This is a genomic window from Streptomyces sp. NPDC041124, from assembly GCF_055592385.1.
Map to the genome: position 1 here is coordinate 92,665 of NZ_JBVIYR010000001.1, position 12,797 is coordinate 105,461.

The 12,797-nt window shown below is 70.3% G+C and carries 14 protein-coding genes and 1 tRNA gene; 7 read left to right on the forward strand and 8 right to left on the reverse strand.

Features of this window, described 5'->3' with window-relative positions:
- Positions 1 to 4 precede the first annotated feature (4 nt).
- Together nrtL and ACZ6A9_RS00450 are read right to left on the reverse strand one after the other, a co-directional pair.
- Positions 5 to 1,120: an ArgS-related anticodon-binding protein NrtL gene (gene nrtL / locus ACZ6A9_RS00445; protein ID WP_468975818.1), complete on the reverse strand. Its 1,116-nt coding sequence runs from the start codon at positions 1,118 to 1,120 to the stop codon at positions 5 to 7.
- Between the two features lie 88 nt (positions 1,121 to 1,208).
- A complete protein-coding gene (locus ACZ6A9_RS00450) occupies positions 1,209 to 1,643 on the reverse strand; it encodes a response regulator (RefSeq protein ID WP_468975821.1) in 435 nt (144 codons plus the stop codon).
- Positions 1,644 to 1,804: 161 nt separating this feature from the next.
- Between ACZ6A9_RS00450 and ACZ6A9_RS00455 the strand changes: the two genes are divergently transcribed.
- Positions 1,805 to 1,876, forward strand: a tRNA-Arg gene (locus tag ACZ6A9_RS00455).
- 231 nt (positions 1,877 to 2,107) lie between these two features.
- Positions 2,108 to 2,857 carry a hypothetical protein gene (locus ACZ6A9_RS00460; protein ID WP_468975823.1) on the forward strand — a complete coding sequence of 250 codons (750 nt, stop codon included), beginning with the start codon at positions 2,108 to 2,110 and terminating at the stop codon, positions 2,855 to 2,857.
- A gap of 46 nt (positions 2,858 to 2,903) precedes the next feature.
- Here ACZ6A9_RS00460 and ACZ6A9_RS00465 read toward each other — a convergent pair whose 3' ends face one another.
- Entirely contained in the window at positions 2,904 to 3,524 is a 621-nt protein-coding gene (locus ACZ6A9_RS00465) for a nuclease-related domain-containing protein (protein ID WP_468975826.1), read from the reverse strand.
- Between the two features lie 216 nt (positions 3,525 to 3,740).
- Here ACZ6A9_RS00465 and ACZ6A9_RS00470 point away from each other — a divergent pair, with 216 nt between their 5' ends.
- Together ACZ6A9_RS00470 and ACZ6A9_RS00475 are read left to right on the forward strand one after the other, a co-directional pair.
- Entirely contained in the window at positions 3,741 to 4,004 is a 264-nt protein-coding gene (locus ACZ6A9_RS00470) for a CopG family transcriptional regulator (RefSeq protein ID WP_468975829.1), read from the forward strand.
- The gene (locus tag ACZ6A9_RS00475; protein WP_468975831.1) at positions 4,001 to 4,414 is read left to right on the forward strand and encodes a DNA-binding protein; all 414 of its coding nucleotides are present in this window, start codon (positions 4,001 to 4,003) and stop codon (positions 4,412 to 4,414) included. Before ACZ6A9_RS00470 ends, ACZ6A9_RS00475 begins: the two co-directional genes overlap by 4 nt.
- A gap of 224 nt (positions 4,415 to 4,638) precedes the next feature.
- On the opposite strand, the gene ACZ6A9_RS00480 is transcribed toward ACZ6A9_RS00475, so the two are convergent.
- From ACZ6A9_RS00480 to ku, 4 genes are all read right to left on the reverse strand, one after another.
- Positions 4,639 to 5,166, reverse strand: a complete 528-nt coding sequence (locus ACZ6A9_RS00480) for a hypothetical protein (protein WP_468975833.1) — start codon at positions 5,164 to 5,166, stop codon at positions 4,639 to 4,641.
- Positions 5,167 to 5,448: 282 nt separating this feature from the next.
- Entirely contained in the window at positions 5,449 to 7,359 is a 1,911-nt protein-coding gene (locus ACZ6A9_RS00485) for a TerD family protein (RefSeq protein ID WP_468975836.1), read from the reverse strand.
- Positions 7,360 to 7,555: 196 nt separating this feature from the next.
- A complete protein-coding gene (locus ACZ6A9_RS00490) occupies positions 7,556 to 8,425 on the reverse strand; it encodes a class I SAM-dependent methyltransferase (protein ID WP_468975840.1) in 870 nt (289 codons plus the stop codon).
- A gap of 102 nt (positions 8,426 to 8,527) precedes the next feature.
- Positions 8,528 to 9,565 (reverse strand): non-homologous end joining protein Ku, encoded by a 1,038-nt coding sequence (gene ku, locus ACZ6A9_RS00495; RefSeq protein WP_468975843.1) that lies wholly within the window; start codon positions 9,563 to 9,565, stop codon positions 8,528 to 8,530.
- A 73-nt stretch (positions 9,566 to 9,638) separates the two neighbouring features.
- Between ku and ligD the strand changes: the two genes are divergently transcribed.
- Positions 9,639 to 10,520, forward strand: a complete 882-nt coding sequence (gene ligD / locus ACZ6A9_RS00500) for a non-homologous end-joining DNA ligase (RefSeq protein WP_468975846.1) — start codon at positions 9,639 to 9,641, stop codon at positions 10,518 to 10,520.
- A 119-nt stretch (positions 10,521 to 10,639) separates the two neighbouring features.
- Here the strand turns inward: ligD and ACZ6A9_RS00505 are convergent, their stop codons facing one another.
- Complete coding sequence (locus ACZ6A9_RS00505; protein ID WP_468975848.1) at positions 10,640 to 11,443, reverse strand: NERD domain-containing protein; 804 nt, start codon at positions 11,441 to 11,443, stop codon at positions 10,640 to 10,642.
- Between the two features lie 98 nt (positions 11,444 to 11,541).
- Here ACZ6A9_RS00505 and ACZ6A9_RS00510 point away from each other — a divergent pair, with 98 nt between their 5' ends.
- Positions 11,542 to 12,048 carry a protein-tyrosine phosphatase family protein gene (locus tag ACZ6A9_RS00510; RefSeq protein ID WP_468975850.1) on the forward strand — a complete coding sequence of 169 codons (507 nt, stop codon included), beginning with the start codon at positions 11,542 to 11,544 and terminating at the stop codon, positions 12,046 to 12,048.
- 179 nt (positions 12,049 to 12,227) lie between these two features.
- Entirely contained in the window at positions 12,228 to 12,791 is a 564-nt protein-coding gene (locus tag ACZ6A9_RS00515; RefSeq protein ID WP_468975853.1) for an SH3 domain-containing protein, read from the forward strand.
- The last annotated feature ends 6 nt before the right edge of the window (positions 12,792 to 12,797 follow it).

Here is a 12,797-nt window from a genome sequence, read left to right on the forward strand (position 1 = left end):
TCTCTCAGAGGTGGTCGGGTGCGTCGATACCGAGCAGGGACAGGCCACCGGCCAGCACCGTCCCGGCGGCTTCGGCGAGGGCCAGCCGGGCACGATGGGCGGCCGAGGGTTTCTCCTCCCCCAACGGCAGCACGGCGGACAACAGCGGCAGCACGGCATCAGCGACGGTCACCAGATGCCGGGCGAGCCGGTCGGGCGCGTGATGCGCGGCAGCGGCCGCGAGGACACGGGGATGGTCGGCGAGGGCCCGGAGCAGCGCCCGCGCCTCCTGCGCCTTGTGCGCCTCCCGCACATCCTCCGCTTCTACTTCCACGGCCCCCGGCTCGGGCCCGAACCCGAGATCCGCGGCGTTCCGCAGGAGCGCCCGGCTGCGGGCGTGCGCGTACCGCACCCGGAACAACGGATTGCTCTCCCGCTGCACCAGGTGCTCGTCCCCGATCCGGGGCCGGTCGTGCGGCGCGGGATGCAGCAGCGCCCAGCGGGCGGCGTCACGGCCCAGCGCCAGCGGATCGGCGGGAGCGGGGACGGGGCGGATGTCGACGGAGGTGTCGTCCTGACCGTGCTCGCTGTCAGGGCCGCCCTGGGCGGGCTCGACACCCACCCCCAGGACACTCCCCCACTCCGCGTCGAGCGGCCCCGCGCAACTGGTCCGTACGACGGCCCCCTGCGACCGCAGAAGACGAGCGACGACATCGAGATGCACGACCGCCCGCACCTCGCGGGCCGCACGAAGACGTACGACGCCGCCCTCCCCCCGCCCGGCGAGCGACTCGCGGTACCCGTACCGGATCCCGTCCCGCAGGATCTCCCGCACGAGCCGGGGGCCGGCATCGGTGCCCCGCACCGAGAAGTTGATGAACCCGGGCCCGGTGACCACGACGTCACCGATCCCGTCGGCACCCACGAGACGCGCCCGCAGGAGCTCGGCGACCCTGAGCGCCGGCTGACCTGCCGGACGGGCCAGCTGAAGGGCGACATTCGTGGCGTAGTCCCCATACCCCCCGGGCCCCGGAGGTGCGACTCGCACCCGCTGGGGCAGGACATCCACGCTCAGCTCCCCCTCCTCGACGGCACGGCGCACCGCGTGCAGCACGGTGCGGGAGAGCTCGACGGGGGTCACGGGACAAGCGTAGGGGAGGAGGGGGGTGGGTAGGCGAACAGGTTGGGCCGCCGTCCCGGGATGTGGACGCCCGTGGACACCCCCGCCGTCACCCGCCGGCGTGCCCCGCAGCGGCCTCCGCGTCACCCGGCCCGCGCACCCGTCCAAGAGGATCCACGATCAACTCGCGAACCAGCCGGACAAGTTCCTGAGGATCGAAGGGCTTGGCGAGAAAAGCGTCCACTCCGACATCGAGCCCGCTGTCGACCTCGTACTGACTGCACGCACTGACGATGACGAGCGGAATGTCACGCGTACGCGGATCGGAACGCAGCCGCCCGGCCGCCCTCAGCCCGTCCAGCCGCGGCATGACGACATCCAGGGTGACGAGGTCGGGCCGCACCTGATGGACGACTTCCAGACACTCGGCACCATCGGCCGCGGTCACGACCTCGATGCCCTCCAGCTCGAGGTTGACCCTGATCAACTGCCGGATGACCTTGTTGTCGTCCACAACAAGAACCCGGCCCGATGCGCCTGGCACCACTCGAGAGTAGGTCGGGACCAGCCACCGCGTCCCGCGTTTCCCACTTCCACCCCGACCGGGCGACACCCGCCCCCGCCCTCCTGCGAAAACGGTTCCTGACCACCCCACGGGAACTGGTAGTGTTCTACCCGTCGCCGCGATCACCGCGCGAGCGACACGCCCCCGTAGCTCAGGGGATAGAGCAACGGCCTCCGGAGCCGTGTGCGCAGGTTCGAATCCTGCCGGGGGCACCTTGGATCAGGTGCCTGAAGACCCCGCCACCAGCGCTTTTGCTGAGGACGGGGTCTTGGCGTATGTGCAGGCGGATGCAGCCCGGAGCGGCCGTATGTCGGGGTCCGTGGACGACGCGTGGACGGGATCTTGGCGCATCGCCGCAGGTCGCCGAACGCTTTCCGACGACAGGGCGACTGGCACGCCCCTGGTCGTGAAGTCTGCGGCACCCGACTGCTTAGATCGCCGACATGACGGACTGGTCGCAGCTCAAGCATGCCTACGGCACGGCAGAAGACGTCCCCGGTCTGCTCGACAGGGTGAGCCAAGCCCCGAACGAATCAGACTGGACCGAGCTCTGGTCCCGCCGGTGCCATCAGGGCACCGTCTACTCGGCAAGCCACGCGGCCTTGCCGGCCCTACGAGACATGGCGCGCCAGTGGTCACCCGCGGCCAGACAGGCACCCCTCTTGCTGGCCGGTGCCATCGCGTCCAGCACTGACCAGCCATACGGCGAACAAGATCCCCACGTGGCCTATGCCTCGGAGATGTCCGACCTGCTGCAACTGACTGAGGAAGCTCTCCGGGATCCGAGCCTGGGCGATGACCCCGGAACTTACGTCTACTTGCTCGCCGCACTCCTCGGGTTCGAGGATGTCCCGGTTTGGGGCGAACAACTCGACGGCCTGAACGATGACGAGTACGAAGTGCCCTGCCCCGCGTGCAGCGCCGAGAACTTCATAGCCTTCGGTGAGTACGGCTTCTTCTCGACCACGGACAGCATGTACATGAACGAGACCGCGGCGAAGAAGATCCCTCTTAAGCCTGCAGACTCCTCAGCACTGGAGGGGCTAGCCCAAAGACTGCACAGTCGCGCGCTCGCCGACAACCAGCCCGATGTCGCGGGCAAGTTGACTTATCTCTTCGGCAAGGCGCAATGCGCCGAGTGCGACGCTGTCTTCAGCGTCGCGGATGCCGTTGCAACCCGCTGGGACGGGTGAACCGCTTCCGGCGGGGATGACTGATACCTCGCTGAGACGGACTGCCTCAGGCCTGGCTCCAAGCCTGTCGATGGCGAGCGACGCTGTACACCTGCTCGACCTGCTCGGCCGTCAGCACCCCCGAGAGCGGTGCCAGTGCCGCCACCTGACGCTCCTGGTATACGCGCACGCTGAGCTGTGTGGCGACCACCTTTAGATCGGTCACACCGACGAAGACGAGCACAGGCTCCACCGGTACGGGAAAGCCGCAATAGTGCTCAAGCACTCGAGCTACCCGCTTCGCTTCCGCTCGGCTTTTGCGTGCGTAGGGTTCCGGCTTTCCGCGGTTGACCTTCACGGAATCGTCTCCGACCCATACGGACTTTTTGTGGTGGTGCTTGGTGTTGATGCTGAACACACCGCCGGACCCGACCAACAAGCGATCGACGTCCACCTTGTCGGCCAGGGGGATGGAATGCAGGACCCGCCAGCCGTGACGTGCCAAACGGTTCAGCTCGGCTCCCACCTTCCTCTCCCCCTCCAACCCCTTCCGCCAGGACTCCCACCCGGTAGGGCGCCGCAAGAGCTGTGAGACGACCCGCTTAATCAGGCCTGCGCCGGATTCGTCGAGCAGGTCTCGTAGAGACTCACCGGGACGGTTGGTGGACAGGTCGTCGGCCAGCGTCATGGGCGGCAGTATCGGGCGGGCTTCAGGCTCGGGTGCTCTCTGTGGCATGACCGACTGAGACACGTCTCCTGCCTCCGTCCACTGCCGCACGAGACGTAAGCCCGGGCGTGGCACCTGCCGGGGCACCAGCCGTTCGGCCTGGCTGTCTTCCAGGTATGCCACTCGGCCCGAGTGGGCGCCAACCATCCGGGGAGCATGAGAGGTAGGATTTACGGCATGAGCGAGCCTACCGGCAAGTATTCGATCACTATGCCTCGCGACATCGCCGAGGCCGCCAAAGCACGAAGCGGCCCCTCAGGCCTGTCCGCCTATGTGGCCGCGGCCGTCGCCCGCCAGATCGAACGGGACAACCTCAATGAGGTGATCCAGGTGGCCGAGGCCGAGCATGGACCGATTACAGACGAAGAGGTGCAGTCCTTGCGGGAGCAGCTACACCAGGCGCGTGAGCAGCAGACACAAGGGGGAGCGAACGCGGCGTGACTCGTTCCCCGGCCGTCCCCGGCGGCACCCTGGTCCTTGACAGCGAAGGGCTGGCCAAGGCTGTCCTGCGAGACCGTGCAGTGACCGGATGGCTCGCATTGGCCCGCGCCGATGATCTACGCGTGATCACTTCGGCGGCCACCCTCGTAGAAGTAGTGCATCCCCGGATCAACCGCCCGGCCCTGGAGTGGACCCTTTCGCGCCTCATCGTCGAACCGGTCACCGAGTCGATCGCCGTGCAAGCCGCCGCGCTCCTCGCTGACGCCGGCCTGCACGGCCACAAGTACGCCATCGACGCCATGCTCAGTGCCACCGCCCTCGCCTCGCCCGGCCCCGTGACGGTCCTGACCTCGGATCCTGAGGACGTCGCGGCTCTGTGCGGCGGTCGCGTCACCGTGATCAAAATCTGAGGGCGTGCGTCGAGCCTCGCACCGCTCGTCCTGTTGCTCGTCAGCTGAGTACGTCGAGTGACGGGCGAGGGCCGGTCTGAGTACTTCGGCGCCGAGCGGGTGCTGCCGCGCCCCCGCGCGGTGGCGGACCGGCGTCCCATCGAGGAGATCCCGCGCGGACGTGTCCGACCGCGGGTAGCGCTGCCCCGGACACCGCATTTGGCGGCTCAGGTGAAGCCGGTCCCTCATTCGTCGCCGCTCCAACCGGTGTGCCGCAGCGTCGGCATGAGTCGGGTGAGTACGTAGGCGATGGCGGGTGTCTCCCGGTCCTCGTCGTCGAAGACGACCGCGTGCTGGAAGCGTTCGGTGTCCTGGGGGTCCGTCGGGTCGAAGGACGGGGTGAGTGACACGCCGGGGCGAGCCACCAGTTCGCACAGCAACGCGCTTCCGCAGCCTTCCGCCAGTTGTGCCGTGGTCAGGGCCCGCTTCTGCCGCGGCCTGCCGTCCGGCTGGGGCAGAGAGAGGAAGGCCGTGATGCGGCGGCGCTCCGCCGACACCTCGGTGATTCCGGCCCGATGCCGACCGTGCAGGTTGGCCAGTGCGGCGGGCATCTCTGGTAATAACGGCACCTGCTGGAGAACCACGTCCCTCTCGCCGCTGTCCCACCGCGTGTCGTGGATGGTGAGCCGCGGGCGGCCGGCGGCTTCCAGGTGCCATTCGGTGGCGAATCCCGCGTCCTGTACACCCGACGTCGTGGAGCCCTGCGTGGGCACGTAGCTGCGGGCGTGCTTCGGGGTGAGAATGGAACCGAGTGCTATGAAGTGCGTTCTCCCGTGTGATGCCGAGCACCTCTCTGAGACGGATATAGCACTTCATTGCCGCAGTTGGGTCGGAAGTGAAGATCCCGTTGGCCGGGCGTGACACGGTTGGAACAGGGTATGGCGACTCATCCGGCTGCGCCCGTCTGCTGAGCGCGCGCAAACACCTACCGGACTGCAAAAGCGCGGGGCAGGTGAGGCGCATGACTTCTACCCTCCCGGCCAGAAGGGCGTCTGTCAGCCGGCGACGTCGACTCCGTATCCGCGTGCGAGGGCGTCGAGGCCGTGGTCGTAGCCTTGACCGACGGCGCGAAGGCGCCAGACGTGTCCCCTGCGGTAGATCTCCGCGAGCAGCATCGTGCGTTCGGTGGTGGCGGCGTCCAGGGTCGCCCTGGCGAGAGGTGCCGCGCTGCTGCCAGGGGCCATGCCGATCTGTACCGCGCCTACGGTCCCGAAGGTGGCGGTGCCGTCGATGGCTGCGGCGACGACGATTTTCCGCGTCGCGGGTGGCAGGGATGTCAGGTCGAGGGCGATGGTCTGTTCGGCAGGACCCCCGGTCAACAGACGCACCGTCCCGGCGGGGCTTTCCGGGGCTCCGTAGAAGATGAAGTCCTGGTCCGAAGTGACCTGTTCGTCGTCGTCGAGGAGGAAGGCGACGACGTCGATCTCGCAGTCGGACCGCGGAGCCCAGCCGGCGGTGACGTACCACTCCCGCGCGGTCCTGTCGTGCGGGACGGGCAGGTCGATGACGCCGCCTCTCGGCATCACGTGCGGTTCCTGAGGCCGGAGAGCCACCGCGTTCCGGTCCGTCGCGGTCGGAGAGGTGAGCCAGTGCGGGTCGTGCACGGGCAGTTCAAGGGCGGTGATGCGCCCCATGCGGCGGTCGTTCTCCCCGCCCGGCAGGAGCACGACATCGGTGACGCTGGCGGACAGGTTGATCGCCGCTGACCCGCCCAACTCGACGACACGGGTACGGGCTGCCGCGGCGTCGGCGTGGATGCCACCCAGCACCAGTACCCGACGCCCCGCCAAGGGGTTGTCCGAGGTTTCGGCGGAGGGATCCGACGTGCGTGGCGCGGGAACCGACACGTGGAGGGAGGCCGTGGGTGGTACCGCTGTTCCCGGGGCGGGCACCGCGACAGGGGACGGGGCGGTCACCGGATGCGCGGGCGCAGTCTGCTTTGCTTCCGGCTCGGCCGCCGGGGCGACGCTGATGCCCGTGGCCTCGTGTGTGGTCCCCGGCCGCACGTCGGCCAGCAGCCGAAGGAAGGTCTGCTCGTCGATGACCGGCACGCCCTCCGCGAGTGCACGTCGAGCCTTCGCCGATTCGGCCGCGGTCTCGTTGGTGACCAGCACGCTGGTGTGGCGGCTGACAGAGGTCATCATGTTCAGCCCGGTGGCGACCGCCCGCCCGACCAACTCCGCCCGGGCGAGCACGGTCTCTCCGGTGATCGCGACCTTCATGCCTTGCTGGAGCGGCCCGCCGGCAGCCATACGTCCCGGATTGCGGTAGGCGCAGGGAGTCTTCGGCGGCTTCGGGGTGAACCGGGATTCCGCTCGGGGTGGGCAGGCCACCATAGGCAGGGGCAGATCGAGCCGGGCAGCCTCGCGCAACGAGGCCCTCAGGATCCCGGCAAGCACCCGCGTATCGTCCAGCGCGTCGTGAGCGCGCTGTTGGGGAATGCCGTAGTGGGCGGCGAGAGTGCCGAGCTTCATGTCCTCCGTGGGCGGATCCACCTGGCGGGTCAGAGCCAGCGTGCACAGCCGCTGTGACACCGGCAGCCACATCCTCGCCCGCGCGAACTCGTAGGCGAGGAAGTCGTAGTCGAACTGGGCATTATGGGCGACCAGCACCCGACCCTGCAGCATTTCGCCGATCTGTCCGGCTACTTGATCGAAGGTCGGTGCGTTCTGCAGCCGTTCGGCGGTGAGCCCGTGTACCTCCACCGGCCCCGGGTCGCGCCCCGGGTTGAGCAGCGTTGAGAACTCCCCGGTCTGCTCACCCTCCGGACCGATCGTGATAACCGCGACGGACAGCATCCGGTCTCGCCGGGGAACGAGTCCTGAGGTCTCGACATCGACCAGGGCCCAGTCATGGGCGTGATCGCTCAGAGCGGGCACGTTGCAGGAAGGGGAGACGAGGCTCATAAAGCCAAGGATGATCCGATATACGCCTCTCCATCAACCTGCATGGTGAATCAGAGTCACCTGAAAGGCCGTGACAAGCCGCTCATCACCCCGGAACCGAGCGTCACGTCCGGAGAGTTCACGGACGTTCATGGAAGGGACGGGGAGACGGTCCGCCCCGGGTCGTGTTCGGGGCGGGTGGCGCCTTCGGTGGGGGTCAGGCGTGGTGCGGGTGGTCGGTGCCGGGCCAGGTGGCGGTCACCAGCCAGTAGCGGGCCACGAGGTCGACGCCCTCGTCGGTCGCGTAGGTGTGGAAGGCGGCCGTGGCCGCTCGGTGGGCGTCGGCGACGGAGGCGGGGGTGGCGTCGCGGAGCCAGTGGCGCATGGGGCCCCAGCCGAAGAGGAAGTCGGCGGCGTCCGCCGCGTCCGTGCCCCACCGCTGCACCACTTCGAGCGGCTCCACGGCGATGCGGTCGAAGCCGGCTCCGCCGAGGACGTGTGTGGTGCGGGCGGGGTCCGCGAAGGCGGCCGGGCCCGTTTCCTGCTTCTCGGAGAAGTCGGGCAGCCTGACGTGGCCGGCGACGGCGGTGAAGATCACCGACTGGTCCATGGCCGTGAACGGTTGCGGGCAGACGAAGGCCAGGCGGCCGCCCGGGCGCAGGGCGCGGCCGATGTTCGCGAACGCGGCGACCGGGTCGGCGAAGAACATGACGCCGAAGCGGCTCACGGCGACGTCGAAGGACGCGCGGTCGAACGGGTGGACCTGGGCGTCGGCCTGGATGTGGGTGACGTTGGTGAGGTGCTCGTCGGCGGCGGACTCGCGGGCGCGTTCCAGCATGGGGGCGGACAGGTCGACGCCCACGGCGTGGTGCGCGGTGCGGGCGGCCAGCCGGGTCAGGCGGCCGTTGCCGCAGCCGATGTCCAGGACGGTGTCCGTGTCGCGGATGCGGGCGGCGCCGAGGAGCGGGGTGTTGGCGGGGTCGTTGAGGGCGTCGTAGCGGGACTGGTGTGTGGCCCAGTGTCGGCCCTCGTAGCCGTTCCACGCCTCGAACTGGTGGGTGTTCACGATGGGGTTGTCGTCGGCCATGCGTCACATGGTGCCGTGCGGGGCGGGTTCTCGGGTGCCGATGGCCGCTCTCCTGTGCGACTCCGTCGGTGGATGCGTCCGGGTCCCGGTCCCGGCGCCCGGTCAGGCCGAGCGTTTGCGGGACGTCGTCTTCTTGGCGGGGGACTTCTTCGCGGGCGTCTTCTTCGCCGTCGCCTTGGACGTGCTCTTCGCCGTGGTCTTCTTCTCGGCCTGGCTCGTCTTCGACGCCGACTTGCGGGGCGAGGACGCCGTCTCCTTCTTCGCCGTCGACGTGGACTTCTTGCCCCCGGTCTCCTTGGGCGACGAGCGGGACGTGGCGCGCTGTGGAAGGTTCTTGACCTCGGCCTCCTCCTCCGGCCCCTCCCCGCGGGACTCGCGGGCCGCGCGGACGCTGTTCTCCAGGGCGGCCATCAGGTCCAGGACCTTGCCGCCGCGCTCCGGGGCGGGCGACTCCGGCGGGGCCTCGCCGGAGGCCTTCGCGGCGATGACCTCCTCGACCGCCTCCCGGTACTCGTCGTGCAGGTCCTCCAGGTCGACCTCGCCGAGGGTGTCCATCAGGGCGTCCGCCAGGTCCAGCTCCTTGTCGCGGACCGTGACGTCGGCGTCGGGTGCGACGCCCTCGGGGGCGCGGACCTCGTCCGGCCAGAGCAGTCCGTGCATGGCGATGGCGTCGCCGACCACCCGGAGCATGCCGAGGCGCTCCCGCCCGCGCAGGGCGTACTTGGCGATGGCCACCTTGTTGCTCCGCTTCAGCGCCTCGCGCAGGAGTGTGTACGGCTTGGCCGCCGGGGCCCCGCCCGCCGCCAGGTAGTACGCCGCGTCCATCTGGAGGGGGTCGATCCGCTCCTCGGGGACGAAGGCGACGATCTCGATGGTCTTGGCGGTGGGGAGCGGCAGGGCGGAGAGGTCCTCGTCGGTGATGGGGATGATCGTGCCGTCCGCGTCCTCGTAGCCCTTGCCGATCTCCTGTCCGGTGACCTCGCGGTCCTCCAGTTCGCAGAACTTGCGGTACCGGATCCGGCCGCCGTCCTCGGTGTGGATCTGGCGGAAGGAGATCGCATGGCTCTCGGTGGCGTTCACCAGCTTGATCGGGATGCTGACCAGGCCGAACGAGATCGCGCCGTTCCAGATGGATCTCACGTGCAGCACCTTTCCGGTCGTCTGCCGATCACTGTCGGGGCTTATGTCGTGGTTTGCGTGAGATTCTCATCGTATGGCGCCCATGACTGAGGTGGAGGGGCGGCGGCTCGCGCTCAGCAATCTGGAGAAGGTGCTGTATCCCGCCACCGGGTTCACCAAGGCGGAGGTACTGCACTACTACGCGACCGTCGCCGACGTGCTGCTGCCGCACCTGCGGGACCGGCCGGTGTCCTTCCTGCGGTATCCGGACGGGCCCGACGGCCAGGTGTTCTTCACCAAGAACGTGCCGCCGGGTACGCCCGAATGGGTCACCACCGCCGAGGTGCCGAGGTCCGAGGGGCCGGCCCGGATGGTGCTGGTGCAGGATCTGCCGAGCCTGATGTGGGCGGCGAACCTGGTCACCGAGTTCCACACGCACCAGTGGCTCATCGGCGACCCGGGGCAGGCCGACCGGATCGTGTTCGACCTGGACCCGGGGGCGCCGGCGACGATCGTGCACTGCTGCGAGGTCGCGGTGTGGCTGCGGGAGCGGCTCGCGGCGGACGGCGTCGAGGCGTACGCCAAGACCTCCGGGTCGAAGGGGCTGCATCTGCTGGCCGCGGTGCGCGGTTCCTCCTCCGAGCAGGTGTCGGACTACGCCAAGCGGCTGGCGGTGGAGGCGGAGAAGGCCATGCCCCGTCTGGTGCTGCACCGGATGACCCGGAGCCTCAGGCCGGGGAAGGTCTTCGTCGACTGGAGCCAGAACGCCGCCCGGAAGACGACGGCCACCCCGTACACGCTGCGCGCCCGGCCCGAACCGTCGGTGTCGGCGCCGGTGACCTGGGACGAGGTCGAGGGCTGCCGGTCCCCCGGGGGGCTGGCCCTGACCGCCCCGGACCTCGGCCCCCGGGTCCAGGACCACGGCGACCTGCTGGCGCCCCTGCTGGACCGGAACGGCGCGGGCCGGCTGCCGTGAGACGGCCGTGAGAGCGCGGCGACGGGACGGCCCGCCGGGTGCCGTCCCGTCGCCGCGCCGTCCTGAACGGGGGGTGAGGGGCCCGTTGGGTCGTGCCGCGCCCCCGACGGGGCCGCCCCCTACAGCCGGGTCCAGGTGTTCCGGTCCCGGGCCATGGCGTGCAGGGTCTCCACGTCGGCCGGTTTCAGGACGCCGCCCGTACGGGCCAGGGACGGCAGGTCGGCGTCCGTCAGGACACGCACCCCGCGGGGCGGGGCCGGGACCGTCACGGCCGCCGCGCCGACCAGGACGAGCACCGGGCGGACCTGCGCGGTGAGGGCGTGGGAGGCCCGGTCGGCGTCGGAGCGGACCCGGTGCAGCAGGGGGTACGGCCGGTGCCGGCCCAGGGCGACTGCGGGGTCGGCGACCGCGACCCGCTGTCCGCGGGCGTACAGGGCGTGGACGGCGTACAGGCCGCCGGGGCCGATCAGCAGGTGGTGGATGTGGTCGCCGCCGGGCAGCGGGACCGAGTGCAGGGTGTACCGGCCGGCGCCCTCCGCGCGGTCCAGTGCCTCGCCCACGGCCTGCTGCGCGGCGAGGGCCCTGCGGCGGGGGTCGGGGCGCAGGCGGCGGGCCGGGACGGGACGGCGGTCGAGGGCGATCAGCAGTGCCTCGCCGGGGCGGTTCGGTGCGAGATCGTCGTCGGGGTGCAGGGAGAGGCGGGCCAGTTCGGCGGGGGTGGGGACCGGGGGCGGGCCGACCGACACGGGGCCGGTGAGGAAGGGGCCGAGTGCGGTGAGGACGTCCTGCTCGTGGTCCTCGCCGAGCAGGTTCACCCGGGCTGCCGCCCGGTCGTACCAGGCGACCGCCCGGCCGTCCGGGAGGCAGACGTGGAGCAGCTCCCGGCCGTGCCGCCGGGTCGGTACGACGCGCAGCCGGTCCATGCGACCTCACCTCACGTCCATGGGAGCAGGCGGGTGCTCCCGGGGCAACAAGCCGGATACCTTGGGAGGAGGTGGGCGGTCATGGTGGGGAGGCGTCGTTGCGTACCCGCGGGAAGCGACCCGGCGTACCGGCTCCGGACAGCCCGTGGAACGAGATCGTGCCCGGTCTGTGGATGGGCGGCCACGAGTTCCGGGGCCCGTCCGGACGGCTGGAGTCCGTCGTGGTGCACCGGCAGTTCGATCTCGTGCAGACGCTGCTGCGGCTGCCCGGGCACGGCCCGGAGCCCGGCATCGGGCACCAGGTGTGGCCGATCCCCGACGGACCGCTGGACGGGACGCAGCTCGCGGGCGTGATCCGGCTCGCCGAGGCGGCGTGCGAGGCGCTGGACGACGGCCGCAGGGTCCTCGTCCGCTGCTTCCACGGGTACAACCGCTCCGGTCTGGTGGTGGCCCACGCGCTGATGCGCCGGGGCCGTACCGCCGAGGCGGCGATCCGGCTGATCCGCTCCCGCCGCTCCTCCTGGGCCCTGCACAACGAGCTGTTCACCGACTACCTGCGGGCAGGACCGGCGACGGTGCGACTGCCGGAGGAGCTGACGGAGTAGTCACCGGCGGGCGGCGCGCCCCGGAGGGCGCAGTGCCGTCCCCGATGGCGCAGTGCCGTCCCCGATGGCGCAGTGCCGTCCCCGATGGCGCAGCAGGGCGGGCGGGGTGCCGGGGGACGCTCCTAGTGTGGCGACAAGTCATCCATGACCCGTTTCGTCCCCTACATGGAGGTTTCGCCATGGCTCCGCGTTCCCCGTTCGCCCGCCGACTGCCCATGGCTCTTGCCGCCGGGGCCCTCGCGGTCGCGGCCGCCGTCACCCCCGCCGTCGCCGCCGACGACCCGAACCAGGGGGGCGGCCAGGGCGACTGGAGCCAGCAGGGCGGAAACGGCACCGGCGACAGTGGTGGCTCCGGCCAGCAGAGCGGCGGCAACGGCGGCTACGACAGCGGCTCCGGCCAGCAGTCCGGCGGCAACGGTGGAAACGGCGGCCACGACAACGGCTCCGGCCAGCAGTCCGGCGGCAACGGCTTCGGGAACAACCCGGCCGGCGGGAACCACGGCGACCAGGGCCAGTACAAGGGCCGCGTCACGGCCCACAGGCTGGCCCTGCGCACCGCCCCGAACCGGGGTGCGCACATCATCCGGTACGCCCACAAGGGTGAGGTCGTCTCGATCTTCTGCAAGGTCCCCGGCGACAAGGTGAACGGCAACCCCCTCTGGTACCTCCTCACGGACGGCACCTGGGCGTGGGGCCCGGCCGGTCACATCGACAACATCGGCGCCGCGCCACGCTGGTGCTGACGGGCG